The organism is Enterobacter sp. WCHEn045836 (assembly GCF_003965585.1).
GTDB classification, from domain to species: Bacteria; Pseudomonadota; Gammaproteobacteria; order Enterobacterales; family Enterobacteriaceae; genus Enterobacter; species Enterobacter dissolvens.
Window position 1 is genome coordinate 61,977 of sequence record NZ_RXPT01000003.1, and the last position, 22,220, is coordinate 84,196.

The following is a 22,220-nucleotide window of genomic DNA, read 5'->3' on the forward strand; positions in this document are numbered from 1 at the left end:
AATTCTCCTCGGTTAATCGGTCGATAAATGCTGGCTGATGAAGTGGCTGGTGAGCGACTGGGCCAGGTTTTTATCCAGCGGTTTGCCGCTCAGGGCCGCGCGCAGCCATAGCCCGTCGATCAGTGCCGCGAGCCCGTAGCCTGCTTCCTGGGCCTGTTCGCGCGGCAGTTCGCGGCGGAACTCGTACACCAGGTTTGAGAGCAGACGACGGCTGCTCACCTGCTGCAACCGGTAGAGCATCGGCTGATGCATGCTGCTCGCCCAGAAGGCCAGCCAGGCTTTCATTGCCGCGCTGCTGATCTGCGTTTCATCAAAATTGCCGCCGACAATGGCCTGCAAGCGTTGCTCTGCGCTGCCATCCGGCAGGGCGTGCAGGCGGCTCAGGACCGCATCGCGCAGCTGGCCGGTGATGTCGCGCATGGTCGCTTCCAGCAGACCATTTTTATCCCTGAAGTAGTGACTGATGATCCCCGTGGAGACGCCCGCACGACGGGCGATCTGCGCGATGGTCGCGTCATGCATTCCCACTTCATTTATTGCTTCCAGCGTGGCGTTGATCAGTTGCCTGCGCCGGATCGGCTGCATCCCCACTTTGGGCATTTTTGCCACTCCATTCATCAGCGTTGGTTAACCATTAAAGCGGTTTTTGATTGGACGTTCAATATAAAATGTGTCTTAATTGTTGCGGATTTGGATTTTAATAGTTACAAAAACAGTGGGGATACTGGATGACAGATCTTTCGCAAAACAGAGAAAAGGACAAAATCAATCCGGTTGTTTTTTATACTTCCGCAGGACTGATTTTGTTGTTTTCCCTGATGACGATCTTCTTTAGAGACTTCTCTGCCGAGTGGATTGGGCGCACCCTGAACTGGGTGTCGAAGACCTTCGGCTGGTACTATTTGCTGGCGGCGACGCTCTATATTGTCTTTGTCGTCTGCATTGCCTGTTCACGCTTTGGCTCGGTGAAACTCGGGCCCGAACAGTCAAAACCCGAGTTCAGCCTGCTGAGCTGGGCTGCGATGCTGTTTGCCGCGGGCATTGGCATCGACCTGATGTTCTTCTCCGTGGCCGAACCGGTCACACAATATATGCAGCCACCGGAAGGGGCAGGGCAGACGATGGAGGCCGCGCGCCAGGCGATGGTCTGGACGCTGTTCCACTACGGCCTGACCGGCTGGTCAATGTACGCCCTGATGGGGATGGCGCTCGGATACTTTAGCTATCGTTATAATTTACCCCTTACCATCCGCTCCGCGCTGTACCCGATTTTCGGTAAAAAAATAAACGGCCCGATTGGTCACAGCGTGGATATTGCGGCGGTGATCGGCACCATCTTTGGTATCGCGACAACGCTCGGGATTGGCGTGGTGCAGCTCAACTACGGGCTGAGCGTGCTGTTTGATATTCCGGATTCGATGGCGGCGAAAGCGGCGCTGATTGCGCTGTCGGTGATTATCGCCACCATTTCGGTGACGTCCGGTGTGGATAAAGGTATCCGCGTGCTCTCAGAGCTGAACGTGGCTCTGGCGCTGGGTCTGATCCTGTTTGTGCTGTTCATGGGTGATACGTCATTCCTGCTCAATGCCTTAGTGCTGAACGTGGGCGACTACATAAACCGCTTTATGGGCATGACCCTGAACAGCTTCGCCTTTGACCGCCCGGTGGAGTGGATGAACAACTGGACGCTGTTCTTCTGGGCGTGGTGGGTGGCGTGGTCGCCGTTTGTCGGCCTGTTCCTGGCGCGTATTTCACGTGGCCGCACCATTCGCCAGTTTGTGATGGGCACGCTGATTATCCCGTTCACCTTTACCCTGCTGTGGCTCTCGGTGTTTGGCAACAGCGCGCTGTTTGAAATCATTCACGGTGACGCAGCGTTTGCGCAGGAGGCGATGGTGCATCCGGAGCGCGGGTTCTACAGCCTGCTGGCGCAGTATCCGGCGTTCACCTTTAGCGCCTCCGTTGCCACCATTACCGGCCTGCTGTTTTACGTCACCTCGGCGGATTCCGGTGCGCTGGTGCTGGGCAACTTCACCTCGAAGCTGAAGGACATCAACAGCGATGCGCCAAACTGGCTGCGCATCTTCTGGTCGGTGGCCATTGGCCTGCTGACGCTCGGCATGCTGATGACCAACGGGATTTCCGCCCTGCAGAACACCACGGTGATCATGGGTCTGCCGTTCAGCTTTGTGATCTTCTTCGTAATGGCCGGGCTGTACAAATCGCTCAAGGTGGAAGATTACCGCCGCGTCAGCGCCAGCCGCGACACCGCGCCGCGTCCGATGGGCGCCAAGGACAGACTGAGCTGGAAGAAACGTCTCTCACGCCTGATGAACTACCCGGGCACGCGCTATACCAGCCAGATGATGGAGACGGTCTGTTACCCGGCCATGGAAGAGGTGGCGCAGGAGTTGCGATTACGCGGGGCTTACGTGGAGCTGAAAAACCTGCCGCCGGAAGAGGGCGAGACCCTGGGGCACCTGGATCTGCTGGTGCATATGGGCGACGAGCAGAACTTTGTTTATCAGATCTGGCCGCAGCAGTATTCGGTGCCCGGGTTTACCTACCGCGCGCGCAGCGGGAAGTCGACCTACTACCGGCTGGAGACGTTCCTGCTGGAAGGCAGCCAGGGAAATGATTTGATGGATTACAGCAAGGAGCAGGTGATAACGGACATTCTGGACCAGTATGAACGGCACCTGAACTTTATCCACCTGCACCGGGAAGCGCCGGGGAATAGCGTGATGTTCCCGGATGTCTAAACGAATTCTTAAAACTCCTTTTGTCTGTATATAAATACAGTTCCCTGGAGCAGTATTACTCAAGGAAGAGTAACAATGCAGCAAGAACCTGACTTTGATGTCTTAGGTTTTTGCTGCGATTAGGGAAGGAAACATGGATGAATCACGCGATAGAGTTTATCGAAACATCACTCTTTACCCGGCAGATTAAAAGCATTGCTACAGATGATGAATTAAAGGATCTGCAAAAGGAACTCATTGCCTGGCATGATAAAGGCGATCTGATCCAGCAGACGGGGGTTTACGTAAAATAAGGATGGCTACAGGCCCAAAAGGAAAGAGAGGCGGTGCAAGAGTGATTTACTTTTTGGCCACGAAGGAGGTGATCTATTTCATTATGGCCTACCCACAAAACACGAAAGACAGCCTGACTGAGGCAGAGAAAGCAGAACTTAAAAAACTGACTTCTGTGCTGAAAAATACTGCTTCCAATGCCGCAAATGAAAGGTGTACTATGTACTCCGTTCAGGTAGGAGGAGGCTGACATGAGTATCTTTGATGAGTTAAAAACTTCGCTTGAAGAGGCCGTTGAGATCCATAGCGGAAGGAAAGCCGCTTCCAGGGTAACCCGCTATGAAGTCGCGGATGTTCGCGCAATCAGAGAACAGCTAAATGTTACTCAAAGCGAAATGGCGAAGGCGCTTGGCACGAGCGTTGATACCATAAAAAGCTGGGAGTCTAAACGTCGTAACCCAACCGGGCTGGCGGCGAAGGTTCTCTATGTGATTCAGAAGGATCCCGCGTTTTATAAAGCGCTTGCAGCTCAGTGAGCCCCCCTCATGCCGGGTGGCGGCTTCGCCTTACCCGGCCTACCGCGAGCCAACTTTGTAGGCCTGATAAGCGACGCGCCATCAGGCGCAGCCAGACTCTTCAAATGTCATCGCTTCCCATAAACCCTCCATTGACATAACTTTAATGATAACTATTTTCATTTAAATATAGCCTGTGCTATACCTTATAGCACGGGCTAATTTTGCTTTGAATTTAATCACCTCAGGAGACTTCTGCGATGCACCTACGGCAAGGATTGAAGCGTCTGTTGTTCAGCGCACTGCTCATAACCGGCACCTCTACGGGCGCGCTGGCGGCTGAAAAGTTCCAGGTCATAACCACCTTTACCGTTATCGCTGATATGGCGAAAAACGTGGCGGGAGACGCCGCAGAAGTGACATCGATTACCAAACCGGGCGCTGAAATCCATGAGTATCAGCCCACGCCGGGCGATATCAAACGCGCGCAAAAAGCACAGTTGATTCTGGCGAATGGCATTAATCTCGAACTCTGGTTTCAGCGCTTTTATCAGCATCTGAACGGCGTGCCGGAAGCGATCGTCACCAAAGGCATCACGCCGATGGGGATCGGTGAAGGGCCGTACAACGGCAAGCCCAACCCGCACGCGTGGATGTCGCCGGACAACGCGCTGATTTACGTCGACAACATTCGCGATGCGCTGGTGAAGTACGACCCGGCGAATGCGCAGACCTATCAGCGAAATGCCGAAGCCTACAAGCAGAAGATCACCGCTACCCTCGAACCGCTGCGTAAGCAGGTGGCGGAGATCCCGGAAGACAAACGCTGGATGGTGACCAGCGAAGGGGCCTTCTCCTATCTGGCGCGCGATCTTGGCCTGAAAGAGCTTTATCTCTGGCCGATCAATGCCGATCAGCAGGGCACGCCTCAGCAGGTGCGCAAGGTGATCGACCTGGTGAAAAAACATCATATCCCGGCGGTATTCAGCGAAAGCACCGTTTCCGATAAGCCCGCGCGTCAGGTGGCGCGCGAAACCGACACCCATTACGGCGGCGTACTGTACGTTGACTCCCTGAGCGCGGAAAACGGCCCGGTGCCGACCTATATCGATCTGCTGAACGTCACCACCCGCACGCTGGTGCAGGGCATCCGTGACGGCATGAAGGAGTAACTATGCAAAAGGGGATTGCCGTCACAGACCTTACCGTGACCTACCGCAACGGTCACACGGCGCTGCGTGACGCCTCGTTTAACGTGCCGGGGGGATCGATTGCCGCGCTGGTGGGGGTGAACGGTTCCGGCAAGTCCACGCTGTTCAAGGCAATAATGGGCTTTGTACGGGCGGCGAATGGCAACATCGCCATTCTGGGCATGCCGCCTCATCGTGCATTGCATCAGAATCTCGTCGCCTATGTGCCCCAGTCGGAAGAGGTCGACTGGTCATTTCCGGTGCTGGTTGAAGACGTGGTGATGATGGGGCGCTACGGGCATATGGGGTTTATGCGTCGGCCTAAGGAGAACGATCGTCGTATCGTGAACGATGCGCTGAAGCGCGTGGATATGCTCGACCTGCGTCATCGCCAGATTGGCGAACTGTCCGGTGGGCAGAAGAAACGCATTTTTCTGGCGCGGGCGATTGCCCAACAGGGGGAGGTGATCCTGCTCGACGAGCCTTTTACAGGCGTGGATGTCAAAACCGAAGCCAGAATTATCAGCCTGCTGCGGGAACTGCGCGACGAGGGCAAAACGATGCTGGTCTCGACCCATAACTTAGGTTCGGTGACGGAGTTTTGCGATTACACGGTGATGGTCAAAGGTACCGTGCTGGCGAGCGGCCCGACGGAAACTACCTTCACCGCCGAGAATCTTGAACGCGCCTTCAGCGGCGTGCTGCGTCACGTGGTGCTCAGCGGCTCTGAAGAGCGCATCATTACTGACGATGAGCGGCCCTTCGTTACCCACCGTCAGGGGGCAAAATGAACGCGCTTCTTGAACCCTTCGGCTATGAGTACATGCTCAACGCGATGTGGGTCTCGGCGATGGTGGGCGGGCTGTGCGCCTTTCTCTCCTGTTACCTGATGCTCAAAGGCTGGTCGCTGATTGGCGATGCGCTCTCGCACTCTATCGTACCGGGCGTGGCGGGCGCTTATATGCTCGGCCTGCCGTTCTCGCTGGGGGCGTTTTTATCGGGTGGGCTGGCGGCGGGGAGCATGCTTTTTCTGAACCAGCGCAGCCGCCTGAAAGAGGACGCTATTATCGGACTGATATTTTCCTCCTTTTTCGGTCTGGGTCTGTTTATGGTGTCGCTCAACCCAACCTCGGTAAATATTCAGACTATCGTCCTCGGTAATATCCTCGCGATTGCTCCGGAAGATATTGTCCAGCTGGCGATTATCGGCGTGGTGTCAATGCTCATTCTGTTGTTCAAATGGAAAGATCTGATGGTGACCTTTTTTGATGAGAACCACGCCCGCGCCATTGGCCTGCGTCCTGAACGCCTGAAAATCCTCTTCTTTACCCTGCTGGCGGTCTCTACCGTGGCGGCGCTGCAAACCGTCGGCGCGTTTCTGGTGATCTGTCTGGTGGTCACCCCCGGTGCGACCGCGTGGCTGCTGACCGACCGCTTTCCGCGCCTGCTGATGATTGCGGTCGCCATTGGCAGCATCACCAGCTTCCTTGGCGCGTGGGCCAGCTACTATCTGGACGGCGCGACCGGCGGCATTATCGTGGTCGCCCAGACGCTGCTGTTCCTGCTGGCATTCGTCTTTGCACCGAAGCATGGCCTGCTTGCCAGCCGGCGCCGGGCACGTCACGCGCAGGAGGTACTTCCATGATGGCGCTGCTGCTGGAACCCTTCCAGTTTGCGTTTATGCACAACGCGCTGCTGATTTCACTCCTGGTGGCCGTTCCCTGCGCATTGCTGTCGGTGTTTCTGGTTCTCAAAGGTTGGGCATTAATGGGCGACGCCATGAGCCACGCGGTGTTTCCCGGTGTTGTACTGGCGTGGATGATGGGTCTGCCGCTGGCGCTGGGGGCATTTGTTGCCGGGCTGTTTTGCGCGGTCGCCACCGGATACCTGAAGGACAACAGCCGCATCAAGCAGGATACGGTCATGGGGATCGTCTTTTCCGGCATGTTCGGTGCCGGACTGATCCTCTATATCGCCGTTAAACCTGAGGTGCATCTCGACCATATTCTGTTCGGCGATATGCTGGGCATAAACAACATGGATATCCTGCAAAGCGGTATCGTCGCCGGGGTGATTACGCTGGTGATTAGCCTGAAATGGCGCGACTTTTTACTGTTCTGCTTTGATTATCAGCAGGCGCAGGCGAGCGGTCTGCGCACGCGCTGGCTGCACTACGGGTTACTGTGCATGGTCTCGCTGACCATTGTGGCGACGCTGAAAGCGGTGGGGATTATTCTGTCGATTTCTCTGCTGATTGCGCCCGGCGCGATTGCGGTGTTGATCACCCGACGCTTCCACATGGCGTTGCTGGTGGCGGTTGCGATCTCGATGCTGGTCTCGGTGAGCGGCATCTTTCTGTCGTTCTTTCTCGACAGCGCGCCAGCGCCGACCATTGTGGTGCTGTTCGCGCTGGTGTTTATCGTTACCTTTGTGGTGACGGGCTTGAGGGCCAGGCGGCGGGAGAGCGTGACAGCAATGTGATCACCCCATCGCCATCACGTTGCCAGTGCAGCGTGAAGGGGGTGCCTTCGTTAAACCCCGCCAGTGGGCGGGTCAGCGCCAGCGTCAGCGTCTCGTCGTCGAGCGTTGTGATGCGGGCGCTGTCAAATCCCATGTAGATTTTCGCCCGCGGGAAAAGGGCTTTAAACAGGCTCTCTTTGGCGCTAAAAACCAGCGTCAGGGCGAGGGCGAACGGATTTCCCGCGCGTGACAGCACACTCTCTTCCTGCTTATCAATGATGCCGTCTTTGATTTCTCGGGCCTCCATGTCGGGGAGGATCGCTTCGCAATCGATGCCGAGAAGCGCATGGTGCTCGTGCGTGACGACGGTCATGGCCCTCGTGCCGCTGTGGGTGATGCTGCCCGATACCCCGTGCGGCCAGAGCGGTTCGCCGCTGGGGCCGATGCCTGGCACCGTGCGGTTATTTAATGCATGCGCGGCGGCAAGGCGACCCGCCAGGTGCTCGGCTTTGCGTTTGTGTCCGGCGTCAGCCAGCTGTGCGTGATGGGGGAGCCAGAGCAGATCGGCGTCGGTGAAGGTGGTGGGGTCAAAGGTGATGCGGTGAACGGTGAGGTTGGCGAGAACGAACGTGCTGTGGGTTGTGTGCATGGTTTTCCCTTCAGAATTGTGCGGCCTGTTGCCCTCACCCCGGCCCTCTCCCACAGGGAGAGGGGGAAGTCACTACCTGAATCAGAATCGGGTATTCACGCTCATATACCACGTGCGGCCTGGCTCATTATAGGTATAAGCCCCCGCGCCGTACATATAGGCACCCGTCGCGGTATTCCCGGTGGTCTGGGCATTACCCGCACGCCACTGACGTTTGTCGAAAACGTTATCCACGCCGCCGGTCAGGCTGACGTTTTTGGTCACGTCCCACGTCGCGCTCAGGCCAAGGATGCTGTACGGACTGACTTCGTCTTTCTCAGACCCGCTCACCGGCTGACCTTTGTAGTTGTACTTCTTCGGCTGCTGCTTGCCGTACCAGGTGAAGGTCGACTGGAGCGACACATCCTGATGCACCTGCCAGCTCAGGGTAGAGTTCAGCGTGTACTCCGGGATGATCGACAGACGGTCGCCGGTCTCCTTGTTCTTGCTCTGCAGCATGTAGGTGATGTTGTTGGTCCAGTTGATGGTGTCGCTGACCGGCACGTTCAGGGAACCTTCCAGACCTTCAACCACCGCTTTCGGCACGTTCTCCCACTGGTAGATATCGGTGGTGACTTTGCTGGTGGAGGTCTGGCCAATCGGCGTATAACCCGCTTCAATCTTGTTGCGATAGTCGTTGCGGAACCAGGTCACGCCCGCCAGCCAGCCGTCGCGTTTCCACTCCAGACCAATCTCTTTGTTGATGCTGGTTTCGGCTTTCAGATCGTCGTTACCCATCATATAGCAGCCCACGCCGTCAGAGCTGGCATAGCAGCCCTGGCCCTTGCTGTATAAAAGGTAGTTCGGGTTGGTCTGGTACAGACTCGGCGCTTTATAGGCGCGCGCGATGCCCATCTTCAGGGTGAAATCATCCCCCAGACCTTGCGACAGGTTCAGAGACGGGCTCCAGTTGTTGCCCACGATGGTGTGGTGATCGAAGCGCAGCGCCGGGGTCAGCATGGTGCTGTCGGTCAACTCCATATTGTTTTCCGCAAACAGGGAGAAAATCTCTGCGGAGGTATACGGGCTGCGATCGTTACTCATCCCCGGGACGGTCCCGCCCTGCAGGGTTTGCGAGAAGGAGGTGGAATCCTTCATTCGCTGCTGGTTCCACTCGGTGCCCAGCGTCAGGTTCTGGTTGACGATGAAATCAATCGGCAGGTTGATCTCGCTGTGCAGCATCACGTCGGCCAGGTCGGTGTCAGTGAATTTATCGCTGTTGAACAGCCCTTCGGTTCCTCCGGCAAGCCCTTCACCCAGACGTGAGTTGCGGGTGTGTTCGTACTGCGCCCAGTTGCTGGTGGTGATGCCGTTATCCCAGCCGCCGTTCCAGGTCACGGCGAAGTTCTGGCGATAGATGCGGTTGGTCTCTTTGCCGTAGTTCTTCTTCACCAGCGCATTGTCGTTGTTGGTGTTCTGGGTATCACCGGCGTAGAGGTTGTTCTGGCGGCTGTAGCCCGCTTCAAACTCCAGAGACTGCATCGGTGCGAAATCCCAGCGGACTACCCCGTTGATGTCTTTGTTCTCAACCCCTTCGCGGCCAGCTGGCAGGGTGTTGGCATAGGCACCGGTACGCTCAGACTGATGACCCTGGTTGATGTCCCACGCATCGGCCTGAGTTTTGTCGAGGTTACCGTACATGCGGAAGCTGAAGTCGCCGCCCAGCGGGCCGCTCAGGCTGAAGTTGGTGCGTTTTGTGGAGCCTTCATCTTTGTGTTCAGGCGCGTTCAGATAGGTGTTCCAGGAGCCGTGCCACTGGTCGTCGAATTTTTTGGTGATGATGTTCACCACGCCACCTGCCGCACCGTTACCGTAACGCGCGGCGGCCGGGCCACGGATCACTTCGATACGCTCAATCATCTCAGGCGGCACCCAGCCGGTATCACCGCGGGTGTCGCGCTCGCCACGCCAGCCCAGACGAATCGAGTTACGGCTGGTCACCGGCTTGCCGTCGATCAGGATCAGCGTGTTTTCCGGGCCCATACCGCGGATATCAATCTGGCGGTTGTTACCGCGCTGGCCGCTGGTGGAGTTACCGGTCAGGTTAACGCCTGGCATGGTGCGGATGATTTCAGACACGTCACGCGCGGGCGGATTTTTACGGATCTCATCGGCGGTAATGGTGGAAACCCCCGGTGCCTGCAAATTCTGCTCGGCGGCGGTGATCACCATGGTGTCTTCATGCTGCGCGGAGGCGGTATTGTCGTCTGCCATGGCAGGCAGCGCGACGCCATAAATCCCTAAATTGACCAGCAAGGCCAGAGAGTGAATCTTCTTATTCATTGGATGTCCCGCTTTTATGGTTTCTTATGAACGCGCTTCCCACAGCGCGGGCATTACGCTATTGCAAATGCAAATAGTTATCAATAATATTATCAATAAAATTTGTCCTGAAACAAAAAAGACTGTTAAACATGAGGTTAGAGGGGTGACGGTGTTAACAACGGGAAGTGAAGCCTGGTGGCAGTCGAAAAACGGGCCGGAATGGGTGCGTGAACAGGGGAAATATCGGGTCACCTTCTGGTGGCGCGATCCGGCGGGAACCCAACAGACCTCAGCGGTGAAACGCGTCTGGCTGTATATCACCGGCGTAACCGATCACCATAAAAATGCCCGCCCACAATCCCTCGAACGCATCCCGGACACCGACGTCTGGCAGTGGCAGGGCGAGTTCAGTCCCCAGTGGCGCGGCAGCTACTGCTTTATCCCCTCAGAGAATACGGACGATTTTGCGCCCGATGTGTTTCACGGTGAGCAGCCGGATCGCATGGCGCTGCGTGAAGGCTGGCGCAAGCTGCTGCCGCAGGCGATGTCCGACCCGCTTAATGCCCAGAGCTGGCGAGGCGGGAGGGGACATGATGTCTCTGCGCTGGAGATGCCCGATGCTCCGGTGCAGCCCGGCTGGGATCGCCCCGATACGCCGTACCGGCAGCCGGTCTGCATCGAATGGCACAGCAGGCGTCTGGGCAACCGTCGACGCATATGGATTTTTACCACCGGGAATGACGACCCTGAACGCCCGCTGGCGGTGCTGCTCGACGGCCAGTTCTGGGCCGAAAGCATGCCCGTCTGGCCAGCGCTGACGGCGCTGACTCTCGGACGCAAACTGCCGCCTGCCGTCTACGTTTTAATCGATGTGATAGATATGGCGCATCGCAATAACGAATTGCCCTGTAACCCCGATTTCTGGCTGGCGGTGCAGGAAGAGCTTCTCCCTCTTGTAAAACAACGCACGCCATTCAGCGACCGCGCTGACCGTACGGTGGTCGCAGGCCAGAGCTTCGGCGGCCTCTCCTCGCTTTATGCCGCACTTCACTGGCCGCAGCGTTTTGGCTGCGTGCTGAGCCAGTCCGGCTCTTACTGGTGGCCGCACCGCGGCGGGCAGCAGGAAGGACTGCTTATCGCCCAACTGAAAGCGGGTGAGAAGACCGCACGCGGCCTGCGCATCCTCCTTGAGGCCGGGCGCAACGAGCCGCTGATTTACCGCGCGAATCAGGCCATTTACGACGAACTGCACACACAGCAGCAGGTTTACTGGCGTCAGGTTGACGGCGGACACGACGCGCTTTGCTGGCGCGGTGGGCTGACGCAGGGGCTGATGACCCTCTGGCAGCCGCTTATTCACTAACGGAGTCTGTATGGAATTCAGCAATCCTTTCGATAATCCGCAGGGGCAGTTTGCTATTTTGCGTAACGATCAGGGGCAGTACAGCCTGTGGCCGCAGCAGTGCGCATTGCCCGCAGGCTGGCGCGTGGTCGGTGAACCCCGCTCCCAGGAGGCGTGCCAGCAGTGGCTGGCTGAACACTGGCAGACGCTCAGCCCCTCTTATTATGCGGGGGAGAATGCATGAACCGTCTACCGCTTGTTGCCGCTCAGCCGGGCATCTGGATGGCGGAGCAGCAGGTGAAAGGGCTGGTGAATGCGTTTCCGGGGGGCGTTGTGTGAAGCAGATTGCCTACCAGTGGCGCTCGAGATAGAGCACGGCCGTGACGATGATCGCCACAAAAATGAGAAAAATAAGTGTGATAACAACTATCTCACTCATGACCGTCCTCGCGGCACCAAAACAGGTTAAGCCTGGATTAAGGGTTTCTGGCGCGGTATAGGACGTTCGGGTGAATCTGCGGAAAGAGGATGCGCAGGCATCCTCTGTGCAACGCGGGTCGCGATGGTTCAGAAGGGATTAACGAAGGTAATCGCCTGCCGCTTCTGGCTGGTAGAGCAGTTCCAGCACTTCCAGATGGGTCGAGGCTCCGCCTGGCAGTTCCCAGTGGATGGTATCCCCGGTACGCAGACCCAGCAGGGCCGCGCCGACCGGTGCCAGCACGGAAAGCTGGGCGCTGCTGTCGGTCATCTGTGCCGGGTAAACCAGCGTGCGGGTCAACTCTTCACCCGTGGTCAGGTTGCGGAATTTGACCTGGCTGTTCATGGTCACCACGTCATGCGGCATTGACTCCGGGGTGCACATCTGCGCCCGGTCGAGCTCTTCATTCAGGGCATCGGCAACCGGGAGCGAGGCGAATTCTGGTTTTTCCAGAAGTCGGTCAATACGTTCTGCGTCGAGTTCATTGATAATGATGGTGGGTCTGGACATTTTTTACTCCATGTCGTTAATACTGCGTGTAACGCAGAAACCAATCCAAAAGAAAACCCTCGCCGTCTGGCAGCGAGGGTTTAACTCTCCCGATGATACTGTCTGAACGCGCAACTTTGAAGTGATACAGGTCACATTCATGGGCCATATGAATTTTCGCTGAAATTTATTCAGTCTTCATTTCTGGCAGATTGCGTTACGCTGACTGTTCTGAATCAGGGCGATGAGCGACACGCCATTCGCGACTTCCCCATCATTAAGAGAGCGCTATGTATTTCTATCAACCTTCTCAGGGGCACGGTCTGCCCCATGACCCGCTGAATGCCATCATTGGCCCGCGTCCGATTGGCTGGATCTCCTCCTGCGACAAGGCAGGACAGCTCAACCTGGCTCCGTATAGCTTCTTTAACTGTTTTAACTATCGTCCGCCGATTATTGGCTTTTCCAGCAATGGCTGGAAAGACAGCGTGCGTAATATTAACGAAACGGGTGAGTTTGTCTGGAACCTGGCCACGCGCGATCTGGCTGAAGCGATGAATCAAACCTCAGCCACGCTGCCACACGAACAAGATGAGTTTACCTTTTCCGGATTGACGCCCGCTGCGAGACAGCTGGTGAAGGCGCCGCGAGTGGCCGAGAGCCCGGTAAACTTTGAGTGCCGCCTGTCGCAGTGTATTCAGCTGACCGGCGCCGACGGTACACCGGTTGACACCTGGCTGGTGCTCGGGGAAGTGGTAGGCGTTCATATTGCCGAATCGCTGCTGGAAGAGGGGATCTATCAGACGGCGAAAGCGCAGCCCATCCTGCGTGCAGGTGGGCCGACGGCCTATTATGGGATCAGTGACGAACACCGGTTTGATCTGGTGCGCCCGATTGTGGGTCAGTAACCGACTTTATCGATAACAAACTGTTTGCCACAGTTACCCGGATGTGGCTGTGGCGCGAAAGAGTTCGCAGAGAGCGGGCTGTTAATGGTATCGGCCCTGAGCGAAATCTGCATTTCGGTCAGATAGGCCGGATTGCCATTGCAGGTCAGCTTGAACGCTTTGACGTTCTCTTTGCTCCAGCTTCTCGCCACGGCAGTATCAAAGTCTTTACGGCTTACCGTTTTACCGTAGTTGTCCGCCAGGAATTTCCCCACCGCGCTGTTTTTTATCTCCTGATTCATCCGCACCATGGTGCCGAAATAGGCGTCAGGATCAAAGCCGAAGCAGACGCCGTGTTTGGCGTATTCATAGCGTTCCAGGCAGGAGTTACCGCCTGCGCCGGGCATGACGCTGTTCAGCTTCGCGGCTCCCGACAGTGACAGCCCGGTTTCGGCGGCCGAACATTTGCGGCTTGCTTTAACTTCCGGCATGTTTGGGATTGGGCGGGTCGCGCAGCCAAAACGCATCCAGCGGCGTTCATCCACCCCGCGTGCGGCAATGGATTTTGGCAGGCCCGGCCATAAGCCGTGTACGGTCAGATAATCGGTCTTGTTATTGCTCTCTTTTTGCAGACGACACTCTTCTGGCTCGTTACGGTTACGCTCGGCCATGCTCTGGCAGAACCCGGTTTGCCAGGAAAGCGCCAGAACGTAGCGATCGAAATCGCCATACTGCGTGGCTTTGAGCGGGTCCGCCTGCGCGGAGAAGACACAGAGTGCAAGCGCCATAGCGCCAGACGGGATAACGATATCCTTCCTGAACATGTGATTTCCTGATGGGTTAACGCGATAAATTTCTGGAAGTTATTAAAGCACAAAAAGCGCCCGCAGGCGCTTTTTGGATATCGGTCATTGAGCTCAGGCTGCGCCGGGAACCAGAACCTCGGTCGCGATAATCACGATGATCAGGCCCACAAGCACCGGTACCGACGTGCGTTTTACCACTTCGAACGGCGAGATTTTTGCCATCCCGGCGACCGCTACCACCACCCCTGATACCGGCGAAATGGTACGACCGAGGTTTGACGCCTGCAGCATGGGAATGGAGAGGTAAGCCGGGTTAATACCGGAAGAGTGTGCCAGTTTTGGGATCATCTCAACGAAGGCGTAGAACGGCGCGTTACCTGAACCGGTGGTCATTGCCGCCAGCATGGTCAGCACCACCAGCACCAGCATCAGGATAATGCTGGCAGAGCCGAACGATGTGGCGATGGAGATGAGACTCTGAATAAAGCCAATGGTGCTCAGGCCCTGCGCGAAGACGCCTGCCGCCACCAACAGCATCACGACGCCTGCGAACGCATCTGCCATACCGCGATACGCCACTTCCAGGCCTGAAAATACCTTCTGGGTATTGAAACCGCGAATAAATTCCAGCACGGCGGCCAGAAGCATACAAATAACCAGAATGGTAATGATGTGCAGCTGTGGTCCCCATTTGCCGTCAAAAATCAGCACACCGATAATAGGCGTGAACGGCAGAATCGAATAGAACGCCGGGGCGGTGGTGGTGATTTCATTCACATCCATCATTTCATGACTGATATTTTCTTTTTTATCGAGATAACGTTGCCAGAAGAAATGTGCGATCCCCATCCCTACAATAGCCACAATAGAAATAGGCAGCGTGGTTTTAAAGGCGAAATCGATGAGTGACATTTCTGCCGCTTTCGCCGCCAGCACGACGTCACCGGAGGTTGGGGAAAGAATTATTGCCGCCGGAGAGGCGCAGATTGCCGCCGCGGCACCACGGCTGATGCCGACGTTAACCATGACCGGGAACAGGGTAGCCATCAATAACACCCCCAGGCCAGTGGCTGACGAAACGGCCAGCGACATCAGACAGGCGAGGAAGTAGGCTGCCACCATCAGCAGATACGGGGAGTTGATGTACTGCAGCGGCTTAGAGGCCAGCTTCACGACCATATCGTTAGCACCAATATGGGTCATGTAGGCGGCAAAACCGCACAGCATCATGATCATCATGCCCAGATCGCCACCGCGGCTCATGAGCAGAATTTTAATGTATTCAACAATGTCTGTGGCGGTATAGCCGGTGCTGGTTGCGCTGGCAGGTAAGACCTGATGACCCATCAGCGCGCTGATGATCAGTAAGGTCAGGCCGCCGACAAATAACACGCCCGTGGCGGAATACCCCTTAATGATGTAGCGCGCTACACCGACAATGACAACGACTCCGATAAGGAGCTCTAAAAACGTAAGCATGATTTCCCCTGTATCCTTGCTCCCCGAGAGCACAAATAATCAATAAAAAAGAAGGATGAGAATGTGCCGAATTAATGGCCAGTCCTTGCTGATTAAAATCAATAAATATACTACTAAAGCAGATGTTAGCGATATTTTTGCCATTGCGATGGCAATAATGACATGTGGGTATTGACCGATTGGTTGAGTAGAGTATGTCATTTAAATGCTAATGAGTTGTTAATTTATTGGTTGTAGATTAACACGTTCTTGATTAAGAAGGTAAAAGACTTTTCAAACCAGCTGTGCCGGGGGAGTGATCCGCTCTGAGCCGCGCCAGCGTAGGGCAGGCAGTCGGATAGAAAGAAAAGTCTGACTGCAGATGCTAATGATTAAATTTATACGACCTTGACCGGCGTTTATGTTTGCCCTGAAAGCCATAATAAAAATGAGGTTATTAATGTCCGTAAACATTATTTGATAACTGCTGAACAGGTACCGGACAGGCGATTATTCAGCATGGGGCAATGCATCACTCAGAATATTCTCGCAAAATGGCTGATTAATTAGGAGTAATGCTGATGCTGTTAAGGCTCCATTCAACTATTTTATGGTAAACTTTGCCTCGAATACTAAGAATGGTAATTGCATTGTGATCGGACGTAATAATTTTTTCTTCATTTTATTGTTTATTTTTGCACAGTTAACGTTCTCTTCTGTTGCACTGGCTGAAGAGAACGCGACGGATAAAGGCTGGTTCTCCACCTTTACGGATAATGTCTCTCAAACCTGGAGCGCGCCAGAGCACTATGATCTCTATGTGCCGGCGATCACCTGGCATGCACGCTTTGCCTACGACAAAGAAAAGACGGACAAATATAACGAGCGCCCATGGGGAGCCGGTTTTGGTCAGTCGCGCTGGGACGAAAAAGGAAACTGGAATGGCATCTATCTGATGGCCTTTAAAGATTCCTTTAACAAATGGGAACCGATCGGCGGCTATGGCTGGGAGAAAACATGGCGTCCGTTAACTGACGACAACTTCCATGTTGGTCTCGGCTACACCGTTGGGGTGACCGCGCGCGACAACTGGAACTATATCCCCATTCCGGTTCTGTTGCCGCTGGCCTCGATTGGCTATGGCCCTGCAACGTTCCAGATGACCTACATTCCCGGTACGTACAACAACGGTAACGTTTACTTCGCCTGGATGCGTTTTCAGTTTTAACTGAAAAACGGTGACGGACTGGTGAAAAAATGCGCAGCCGTTGAATCATATGGGATAAAAATCCGCCAGCGAAAATTAACGCGACTTTAGTCACTTTTTATCAAAGATCCGCTGGACAAAAGCTCCCACAATTGATGTACTGGTAACCGACACAGCATTTGTGTCGTTTTTTAATGTAAAGGTAATTTTGATGTCTAAGATTAAAGGTAACGTTAAGTGGTTTAATGAGTCCAAAGGATTCGGTTTCATTACTCCTGAAGATGGCAGCAAAGACGTGTTCGTACACTTCTCTGCAATCCAGTCTAATGGTTTCAAAACTCTGGCTGAAGGTCAGCGTGTAGAGTTCGAAATCACTAACGGTGCCAAAGGCCCTTCTGCTGCTAACGTAATCGCTCTGTAATTCAGACGCGTCAGCAAGAATATCAAAACCCGCTCACTGAGCGGGTTTTTTTCGTTTTGTCTCAGCCAAGCAGATACATTTTCAGGAAGCTGGCAACGATCAGCACGCTCAACAACACCACGCCTGCGCTCATCAAACTCTCTTTCATTCTGTCACCCTCGTTCTGTATTGGCACCAGAGTGACAGAGAAAAATTAAGCCAACATTAACGCTCCGGCTGTTAGTGGGGAGTGGCGGATGAAAATAGCCAGAATGCGATCCCCGTCATCGCAAAGGAGCCGAGCATATTGATGGCAATGTTTACCAGCGCCCAGCCGATACGGCCTTCCTGAAACAAAAATACCGTTTCCGCAGAAAAGGTGGAGAAGGTGGTTAAACCGCCGCAGAATCCGGTGGTAATCAATACTTTCCACATTGGGTCGATGTGCGTCATGCGGTTAAACCAGGCCAGCCCCATGCCAATAATAAACGCACCAATCAGGTTTGCCGCCAGTGTCCCCATTGGGATCGCCTGATGCAGGGGATTAAACCGCATACTCAGGAACCACCGCGCAACGCTTCCCGTCCCCCCACCAATAAAAACAGCTAAAAGGAGTTGTAACACTGTAAATACCTGCTATTTGATGTGTAAGAGTGGCGAGTTTAACGCTGTTTATGTTTAGGGGACAAATATGTATGTTGCGGTAGGGCAGTTTGTGGTCACGCCTCGCTGGCAGGAGAACGCGGCTCAATGCGTCTCGCTGATGACGCAGGCACAACGAAAGGGCGCGTCGCTGCTGGTGTTGCCAGAGGCCTTGCTGGCTCGCGATGATAACGACCCGGATTTGTCGGTGAAATCTGCGCAGGCGCTTGATGGGCCATTTTTACAGCAATTACTGACCGCGAGTGTGGGTAATGACATGACCACGATTTTGACGGTGCATGTGCCGTCAACGCCTGGTCGGGCAGTGAATACGCTGGTGGCCATCCGTGGCGGCGGCATCATCGCCAGCTATGCCAAGCTTCATCTCTATGATGCGTTCAGTATTCAGGAGTCGCGCCAGGTTGACCCGGGTGACTGTGTACCGCCCCTGATCGCGGTTGAGGGGTTAAACATTGGGCTGATGACCTGCTACGATCTTCGTTTCCCTGAGCTGGCGCTGAGCCTGGCATTACAGGGCGCGGATGTGCTGGTTCTGCCTGCCGCATGGGTCAGGGGGCCGCTGAAAGAGCATCACTGGGCCACGTTGCTTACGGCGCGTGCGCTGGATACCACCTGTTATGTGGTCGCGGCAGGAGAGTGTGGCAATAAAAATATCGGGCAGAGCAGGGTGATTGACCCGCTGGGCGTTACGATTGCCGCCGCAGCGGAAGGTCCGGTTATGCTGATGACGGAGATAATTTCGGAAAGGATTGCGCTTGCACGGCAGCAATTACCTGTTCTTCGCAACCGCCGTTTTGCGCCACCGCAATTATTGTGATGTTTTTTTCAACAATGCTTGATTCACCTTGTTACAGATTGCTATTGTGTGCACGCGCCAAATGACCGTTAATACGATCGGGTTTTGGTGCTGAATGCAGCCTGTTTTATGTTAAGAAGGTATCTATGGGTGAGATTAGTATTACCAAACTGCTGGTGGTTGCCGCACTGGTCGTCCTGCTGTTTGGTACCAAGAAGTTACGCACGCTGGGTGGTGACCTGGGTGCCGCCATCAAAGGCTTTAAGAAAGCGATGAACGACGATGATGCGGCAGCGAAGAAAAGCGCCGAGGATACCGTTCCGGCTGAAAAGCTCTCTCACAAAGAGTAACGGCAATGCCTGAAGGCTTGCGAAAAAAAAACCGGCTCAACAGGCCGGTTTTTTTGTATTCCTGTAAGTGAATATTACAGGGTTATTTAACTTCTTCGCCTTTTGCCTGCATATCAGCATGGTAAGAGGAGCGTACAAATGGACCGCAAGCAGCGTGGGTGAAGCCCATCGCCATCGCTTCGGCTTTCATCTCATCAAACTCATCCGGGCTAACGTAGCGCTGCACGGGCAGGTGATGGCGGCTAGGCTGCAGATACTGGCCCAGCGTCAGCATGGTCACGCCGTGGCGACGCAGATCGCGCATCACTTCAATGATTTCGTCATTGGTTTCACCAAGACCCACCATCAGGCCTGACTTGGTAGGAATATGCGGATGCGCTTCTTTGAACCGCTCCAGCAGCTTCAGAGACCAGTTGTAATCAGCACCCGGACGCACCTGGCGATAGAGACGCGGTACGTTCTCCAGGTTGTGGTTAAAGACGTCTGGTGGCGTTGCGGTCAGGATATCTAGTGCACGGTCCATACGGCCGCGGAAATCCGGAACCAGCGTCTCAATCTTAATGTTCGGGCTTTTCTCGCGAATGGCAGTAATACAGTCAGCAAAGTGCTGAGCACCACCATCGCGCAGGTCATCACGGTCAACGGAGGTAATGACCACATAACGCAGCGCCATATCAGCGATGGTCTGCGCCAGTTTTTGAGGTTCGTTTGCATCAGGCGCCACCGGGCGACCATGCGCAACATCGCAGAACGGGCAACGACGGGTGCAGATGGCACCCAGAATCATAAACGTCGCGGTGCCGTGGTTGAAACACTCAGCAAGGTTCGGGCAAGACGCTTCTTCACAAACGGAGTGAAGGCCATTCTTACGCATCGCCGCTTTGATCCCCTGGATACGCGAAGAGTCGGCCGGAAGTTTGATTTTCATCCATTCCGGTTTTCTTAACAGCGCCTCGCGCTCTGTAGCCACGTTTTTAACCGGGATAAGGGCCATTTTATCGGCATCGCGGTATTTAACACCGCGTTCCATCACAATGGGTTTACTCATAGCGTGCGTGTTCCAGTTGCGAATATCGAAGGAAAGCGTTTCAATTCAAGGGAATGTTGTATTTATCAACTATTTTTGAACGAACGACAGGCAGTATATCATTGAAACGGTCGGTAAAGCAGCCTGCCAGGTCGCCAATTTGTAAAATAGTTGTTGTTTTGTGCCTTTTGCCCTGCGTGCGGCAGGGACTTGTGCTGTGTCAACCTGTCAGAAGGCCTGGCGGATGATGCGGATCACGTTTTCGAGTACCGGATCGCGCAGACTGAGCTTATTGTAATGCAGTGAAATCTCGATAGATTCTGCATTGAGCTGGCTGAGCGGAATGCTCTCCAGTGGCCAACATTTACGCAGCAGGTGATACAGGCGCGACGGCATGATGCAGAGCATATCACTGCTGCCAATCAGGGACGCGGTAGTGAACATATTGTAACTGCTGAAGCTGATCTGGCGCTCCGGGAAGATGTCATCAATACGCTGGCGCAGCGAATGGTGAGACTGTCCTTCCGTCATGAATGACGAGTGATCGTAGTTACGCAGATTTTCAATGGTGAGTGGCTCACTGAGCACCGGGTGCTGCTGGCGACAGACCAGCACCAGGTTGTCTGCGTAGAGGACATTTTGCCCTAACGCTCTGGCGCTGAAGCTGCCGCTGTCGATAATCAAATCAGTCTGGAACTGGGCAAGCTGCACATCAGGCTCGCTGAGGGGAACATTACGCAGCAGGAGTTGCGGTGCATGCTCTTTTACGGCCTGATAAATCGCAGGCATGACTAACACCCCCACAGAGGGAGAGCAGCCGATGGTGATGGTTCTCTGTTTGTCGTAGCTTCCGGTTAAATCCAGCGCGCCCAGAATCGACTCCAGCCCCTGGCTGATGTACTCATGCAGATGCGTGGCGTACGCCGTGGGGGTAACCCCCTGTCCCTTACGAATAAATAACGGATCAGGAAATATAGCGCGCAGTTTTTGAATTGACTGGCTTATTGCAGAGGGCGTGAGATTAAGAATTTTCGCAGCGTTAACGATACCCTTGTGGACATATACTGCCTCAAAAATAGTCAGTAAATTGAGATCAATATTACGTAAAGTCCGAAAAATTTGCGGCTTGTCTTCGCCACCGGGTTCATTCAGGCGTTTGGCTGGTAAATTATTATACTCCACGCTTTTACTCCGTACACATTCACAACATGAATGATAGTTGAATTTATTTATTATGCTTGTAGAGATTCGTAAAGTGTTGGTTTTGTTTCACTTGTTTATCAAAAACAACCAGTTGTGTGATTATCACGCAAGTTACTTAGGTCCTGCACGCAGCGCTGACGGGAGGCTAAATAATATGGATCGGTAATATTCGAGCGCTTCGAAAATATAGAATCTGCGGATTATTGTAAAGTGTAAAAGCGGCAATTAAATCGTGGCCCGTCAAATTATCGAGCCACAATGTATAATATATTAAGCAGTGATATATTCGTGCGGGGGATTGTTAAGTAGCGCTAACATATTAGCTAAAAGCACAGGACGGATATTTTCTGTCGTTGCGGTGTCGACCCACTGGCACACTTGCGTCATTTCCATCCCGGCATAGCCGCAGGGGTTGATGCGCTGGAAAGGCTTCAAATCCATATTAATGTTTAACGCCAGCCCGTGAAAAGAGCAGCCTTTACGGATACGCAGCCCGAGCGAGCAGATCTTCATCTCGCCCACGTAGACACCCGGCGCGTCGGCCCGCGGATGCGCATCAATACCGTATTCCGCCAGCGTGTTGACGACCGTTTGCTCAAGCAGAGTTACCAGCTCGCGTACGCCCAGCTTTCTGCGCTTGAGGTTCAGGAGAACGTACATCACCTGTTGCCCTGGGCCATGGTACGTAACCTGCCCGCCGCGGTCGCTCTGAATAACCGGGATATCGCCCGTCATCAATAAATGTTCCGCTTTTCCCGCTTGCCCCTGCGTAAACACCGGCAGGTGTTCTACCAGCCAGATTTCATCGGGGGTGGTGTCATCGCGTGAGTCGGTGAAGTCATGCATAGCCTGGGAGACAGGCTCATAAGGTTGCAGCCCGAGATGACGGACAAGAATTTTATCCTGGTACAAAACGACGTCTCCGAAGACGAGGGACAAAAGATGAGGGGGAGTATATCAC

At 54.5% G+C, this 22,220-nt stretch carries 24 protein-coding genes and 1 pseudogene; 14 read left to right on the forward strand and 11 right to left on the reverse strand.

From position 1 onward, the window contains the following. Positions 1-12: 12 nt before the first annotated feature. A complete protein-coding gene (betI, locus tag EKN38_RS04625; RefSeq protein ID WP_014831022.1) occupies positions 13-600 on the reverse strand; it encodes a transcriptional regulator BetI in 588 nt (195 codons plus the stop codon). Positions 601-728: 128 nt separating this feature from the next. Between betI and betT the strand changes: the two genes are divergently transcribed. The 7 genes and pseudogenes from betT to sitD all read left to right on the forward strand — a co-directional run bounded on the left by betT (position 729) and on the right by sitD (position 7,221). Beyond that, positions 729-2,762 carry a choline BCCT transporter BetT gene (gene betT, locus EKN38_RS04630; protein ID WP_126521771.1) on the forward strand — a complete coding sequence of 678 codons (2,034 nt, stop codon included), beginning with the start codon at positions 729-731 and terminating at the stop codon, positions 2,760-2,762. Positions 2,763-2,899: 137 nt separating this feature from the next. Continuing rightward, positions 2,900-3,285 (forward strand): annotated as a pseudogene (locus EKN38_RS04635) (type II toxin-antitoxin system RelE/ParE family toxin). A 1-nt stretch (position 3,286) separates the two neighbouring features. Further along, on the forward strand, positions 3,287-3,571 hold the full coding sequence (gene nadS / locus EKN38_RS04640) for a NadS family protein (protein ID WP_014831026.1): 285 nt from the start codon (positions 3,287-3,289) through the stop codon (positions 3,569-3,571). A 239-nt stretch (positions 3,572-3,810) separates the two neighbouring features. Continuing rightward, complete coding sequence (locus EKN38_RS04645; RefSeq protein ID WP_014831027.1) at positions 3,811-4,722, forward strand: metal ABC transporter substrate-binding protein; 912 nt, start codon at positions 3,811-3,813, stop codon at positions 4,720-4,722. Between the two features lie 2 nt (positions 4,723-4,724). Further along, positions 4,725-5,531: a manganese/iron ABC transporter ATP-binding protein gene (locus tag EKN38_RS04650; protein WP_014831028.1), complete on the forward strand. Its 807-nt coding sequence runs from the start codon at positions 4,725-4,727 to the stop codon at positions 5,529-5,531. Beyond that, positions 5,528-6,385, forward strand: coding sequence for an iron/manganese ABC transporter permease subunit SitC (gene sitC / locus EKN38_RS04655; RefSeq protein WP_014831029.1), 858 nt, complete (start codon positions 5,528-5,530; stop codon positions 6,383-6,385). Before EKN38_RS04650 ends, sitC begins: the two co-directional genes overlap by 4 nt. Continuing rightward, on the forward strand, positions 6,382-7,221 hold the full coding sequence (gene sitD, locus EKN38_RS04660; RefSeq protein WP_014831030.1) for an iron/manganese ABC transporter permease subunit SitD: 840 nt from the start codon (positions 6,382-6,384) through the stop codon (positions 7,219-7,221). Before sitC ends, sitD begins: the two co-directional genes overlap by 4 nt. Here sitD and entD read toward each other — a convergent pair. Continuing rightward, a complete protein-coding gene (entD, locus tag EKN38_RS04665) occupies positions 7,163-7,849 on the reverse strand; it encodes an enterobactin synthase subunit EntD (protein ID WP_043951579.1) in 687 nt (228 codons plus the stop codon). The genes sitD and entD overlap by 59 nt on opposite strands. An 81-nt stretch (positions 7,850-7,930) precedes the next feature. Next, positions 7,931-10,171, reverse strand: a complete 2,241-nt coding sequence (locus tag EKN38_RS04670; protein WP_014831032.1) for a TonB-dependent siderophore receptor — start codon at positions 10,169-10,171, stop codon at positions 7,931-7,933. 145 nt (positions 10,172-10,316) lie between these two features. On the opposite strand from EKN38_RS04670, the gene fes reads away from it, so the two are divergent. Then, positions 10,317-11,516, forward strand: coding sequence for an enterochelin esterase (fes, locus tag EKN38_RS04675; protein ID WP_014831033.1), 1,200 nt, complete (start codon positions 10,317-10,319; stop codon positions 11,514-11,516). Between the two features lie 10 nt (positions 11,517-11,526). Continuing rightward, positions 11,527-11,739 carry an MbtH family protein gene (locus EKN38_RS04680; RefSeq protein ID WP_014831034.1) on the forward strand — a complete coding sequence of 71 codons (213 nt, stop codon included), beginning with the start codon at positions 11,527-11,529 and terminating at the stop codon, positions 11,737-11,739. A gap of 105 nt (positions 11,740-11,844) precedes the next feature. Here the strand turns inward: EKN38_RS04680 and yldA are convergent, their stop codons facing one another. Both yldA and rnk read right to left on the reverse strand, forming a co-directional pair. Then, on the reverse strand, positions 11,845-11,934 hold the full coding sequence (gene yldA, locus EKN38_RS26130; RefSeq protein ID WP_274517437.1) for a small membrane protein YldA: 90 nt from the start codon (positions 11,932-11,934) through the stop codon (positions 11,845-11,847). Positions 11,935-12,072: 138 nt separating this feature from the next. Then, positions 12,073-12,483, reverse strand: a complete 411-nt coding sequence (gene rnk / locus EKN38_RS04685) for a nucleoside diphosphate kinase regulator (RefSeq protein WP_014831067.1) — start codon at positions 12,481-12,483, stop codon at positions 12,073-12,075. 269 nt (positions 12,484-12,752) lie between these two features. Here rnk and EKN38_RS04690 point away from each other — a divergent pair, with 269 nt between their 5' ends. Continuing rightward, positions 12,753-13,370, forward strand: a complete 618-nt coding sequence (locus EKN38_RS04690) for a flavin reductase family protein (protein WP_126521773.1) — start codon at positions 12,753-12,755, stop codon at positions 13,368-13,370. On the opposite strand, the gene rna is transcribed toward EKN38_RS04690, so the two are convergent. Then, positions 13,364-14,173, reverse strand: coding sequence for a ribonuclease I (gene rna / locus EKN38_RS04695; protein ID WP_014831069.1), 810 nt, complete (start codon positions 14,171-14,173; stop codon positions 13,364-13,366). The genes EKN38_RS04690 and rna overlap by 7 nt on opposite strands. A gap of 93 nt (positions 14,174-14,266) precedes the next feature. Then, positions 14,267-15,634, reverse strand: coding sequence for an anaerobic C4-dicarboxylate transporter DcuC (gene dcuC, locus EKN38_RS04700; RefSeq protein ID WP_014831070.1), 1,368 nt, complete (start codon positions 15,632-15,634; stop codon positions 14,267-14,269). Between the two features lie 589 nt (positions 15,635-16,223). On the opposite strand from dcuC, the gene pagP reads away from it, so the two are divergent. Further along, complete coding sequence (pagP, locus tag EKN38_RS04705; RefSeq protein WP_043951581.1) at positions 16,224-16,841, forward strand: lipid IV(A) palmitoyltransferase PagP; 618 nt, start codon at positions 16,224-16,226, stop codon at positions 16,839-16,841. Between the two features lie 190 nt (positions 16,842-17,031). Next, positions 17,032-17,241, forward strand: a complete 210-nt coding sequence (cspE, locus tag EKN38_RS04710; RefSeq protein WP_002439184.1) for a transcription antiterminator/RNA stability regulator CspE — start codon at positions 17,032-17,034, stop codon at positions 17,239-17,241. Between the two features lie 219 nt (positions 17,242-17,460). Here cspE and crcB read toward each other — a convergent pair whose 3' ends face one another. Next, positions 17,461-17,844 (reverse strand): fluoride efflux transporter CrcB, encoded by a 384-nt coding sequence (gene crcB, locus EKN38_RS04715; protein WP_014831072.1) that lies wholly within the window; start codon positions 17,842-17,844, stop codon positions 17,461-17,463. A gap of 67 nt (positions 17,845-17,911) precedes the next feature. On the opposite strand from crcB, the gene EKN38_RS04720 reads away from it, so the two are divergent. Both EKN38_RS04720 and tatE read left to right on the forward strand, forming a co-directional pair. Beyond that, positions 17,912-18,700 (forward strand): deaminated glutathione amidase, encoded by a 789-nt coding sequence (locus EKN38_RS04720; RefSeq protein ID WP_014831073.1) that lies wholly within the window; start codon positions 17,912-17,914, stop codon positions 18,698-18,700. 125 nt (positions 18,701-18,825) lie between these two features. Continuing rightward, positions 18,826-19,029: a twin-arginine translocase subunit TatE gene (tatE, locus tag EKN38_RS04725; RefSeq protein WP_013097596.1), complete on the forward strand. Its 204-nt coding sequence runs from the start codon at positions 18,826-18,828 to the stop codon at positions 19,027-19,029. A gap of 82 nt (positions 19,030-19,111) precedes the next feature. On the opposite strand, the gene lipA is transcribed toward tatE, so the two are convergent. The 3 genes from lipA to lipB all read right to left on the reverse strand — a co-directional run bounded on the left by lipA (position 19,112) and on the right by lipB (position 22,171). Continuing rightward, on the reverse strand, positions 19,112-20,077 hold the full coding sequence (lipA, locus tag EKN38_RS04730) for a lipoyl synthase (RefSeq protein ID WP_013097595.1): 966 nt from the start codon (positions 20,075-20,077) through the stop codon (positions 19,112-19,114). A gap of 207 nt (positions 20,078-20,284) precedes the next feature. Beyond that, on the reverse strand, positions 20,285-21,238 hold the full coding sequence (locus EKN38_RS04735; protein WP_014831074.1) for a YbeF family transcriptional regulator: 954 nt from the start codon (positions 21,236-21,238) through the stop codon (positions 20,285-20,287). Between the two features lie 291 nt (positions 21,239-21,529). Beyond that, positions 21,530-22,171 (reverse strand): lipoyl(octanoyl) transferase LipB, encoded by a 642-nt coding sequence (gene lipB / locus EKN38_RS04740; RefSeq protein ID WP_014831075.1) that lies wholly within the window; start codon positions 22,169-22,171, stop codon positions 21,530-21,532. Positions 22,172-22,220: the final 49 nt, after the last annotated feature.

What these genes read in the sequence shown, in the direction of transcription:
- rnk (WP_014831067.1), bottom strand. Translation starts at nt 12,483, where the DNA reads ATGTCCAGACCCACCATCATTATCAATGAACTCGACGCAGAACGTATT.
- EKN38_RS04680 (WP_014831034.1), top strand. Translation starts at nt 11,527, where the DNA reads ATGGAATTCAGCAATCCTTTCGATAATCCGCAGGGGCAGTTTGCTATT.
- lipA (WP_013097595.1), bottom strand. Translation starts at nt 20,077, where the DNA reads ATGAGTAAACCCATTGTGATGGAACGCGGTGTTAAATACCGCGATGCC.
- nadS (WP_014831026.1), top strand. Translation starts at nt 3,287, where the DNA reads ATGAGTATCTTTGATGAGTTAAAAACTTCGCTTGAAGAGGCCGTTGAG.
- cspE (WP_002439184.1), top strand. Translation starts at nt 17,032, where the DNA reads ATGTCTAAGATTAAAGGTAACGTTAAGTGGTTTAATGAGTCCAAAGGA.
- rna (WP_014831069.1), bottom strand. Translation starts at nt 14,173, where the DNA reads ATGTTCAGGAAGGATATCGTTATCCCGTCTGGCGCTATGGCGCTTGCA.
- dcuC (WP_014831070.1), bottom strand. Translation starts at nt 15,634, where the DNA reads ATGCTTACGTTTTTAGAGCTCCTTATCGGAGTCGTTGTCATTGTCGGT.
- EKN38_RS04650 (WP_014831028.1), top strand. Translation starts at nt 4,725, where the DNA reads ATGCAAAAGGGGATTGCCGTCACAGACCTTACCGTGACCTACCGCAAC.
- betI (WP_014831022.1), bottom strand. Translation starts at nt 600, where the DNA reads ATGCCCAAAGTGGGGATGCAGCCGATCCGGCGCAGGCAACTGATCAAC.
- pagP (WP_043951581.1), top strand. Translation starts at nt 16,224, where the DNA reads ATGGTAAACTTTGCCTCGAATACTAAGAATGGTAATTGCATTGTGATC.
- sitD (WP_014831030.1), top strand. Translation starts at nt 6,382, where the DNA reads ATGATGGCGCTGCTGCTGGAACCCTTCCAGTTTGCGTTTATGCACAAC.
- tatE (WP_013097596.1), top strand. Translation starts at nt 18,826, where the DNA reads ATGGGTGAGATTAGTATTACCAAACTGCTGGTGGTTGCCGCACTGGTC.
- sitC (WP_014831029.1), top strand. Translation starts at nt 5,528, where the DNA reads ATGAACGCGCTTCTTGAACCCTTCGGCTATGAGTACATGCTCAACGCG.
- EKN38_RS04670 (WP_014831032.1), bottom strand. Translation starts at nt 10,171, where the DNA reads ATGAATAAGAAGATTCACTCTCTGGCCTTGCTGGTCAATTTAGGGATT.
- entD (WP_043951579.1), bottom strand. Translation starts at nt 7,849, where the DNA reads ATGCACACAACCCACAGCACGTTCGTTCTCGCCAACCTCACCGTTCAC.
- betT (WP_126521771.1), top strand. Translation starts at nt 729, where the DNA reads ATGACAGATCTTTCGCAAAACAGAGAAAAGGACAAAATCAATCCGGTT.
- EKN38_RS04645 (WP_014831027.1), top strand. Translation starts at nt 3,811, where the DNA reads ATGCACCTACGGCAAGGATTGAAGCGTCTGTTGTTCAGCGCACTGCTC.
- EKN38_RS04720 (WP_014831073.1), top strand. Translation starts at nt 17,912, where the DNA reads ATGTATGTTGCGGTAGGGCAGTTTGTGGTCACGCCTCGCTGGCAGGAG.
- EKN38_RS04690 (WP_126521773.1), top strand. Translation starts at nt 12,753, where the DNA reads ATGTATTTCTATCAACCTTCTCAGGGGCACGGTCTGCCCCATGACCCG.
- yldA (WP_274517437.1), bottom strand. Translation starts at nt 11,934, where the DNA reads ATGAGTGAGATAGTTGTTATCACACTTATTTTTCTCATTTTTGTGGCG.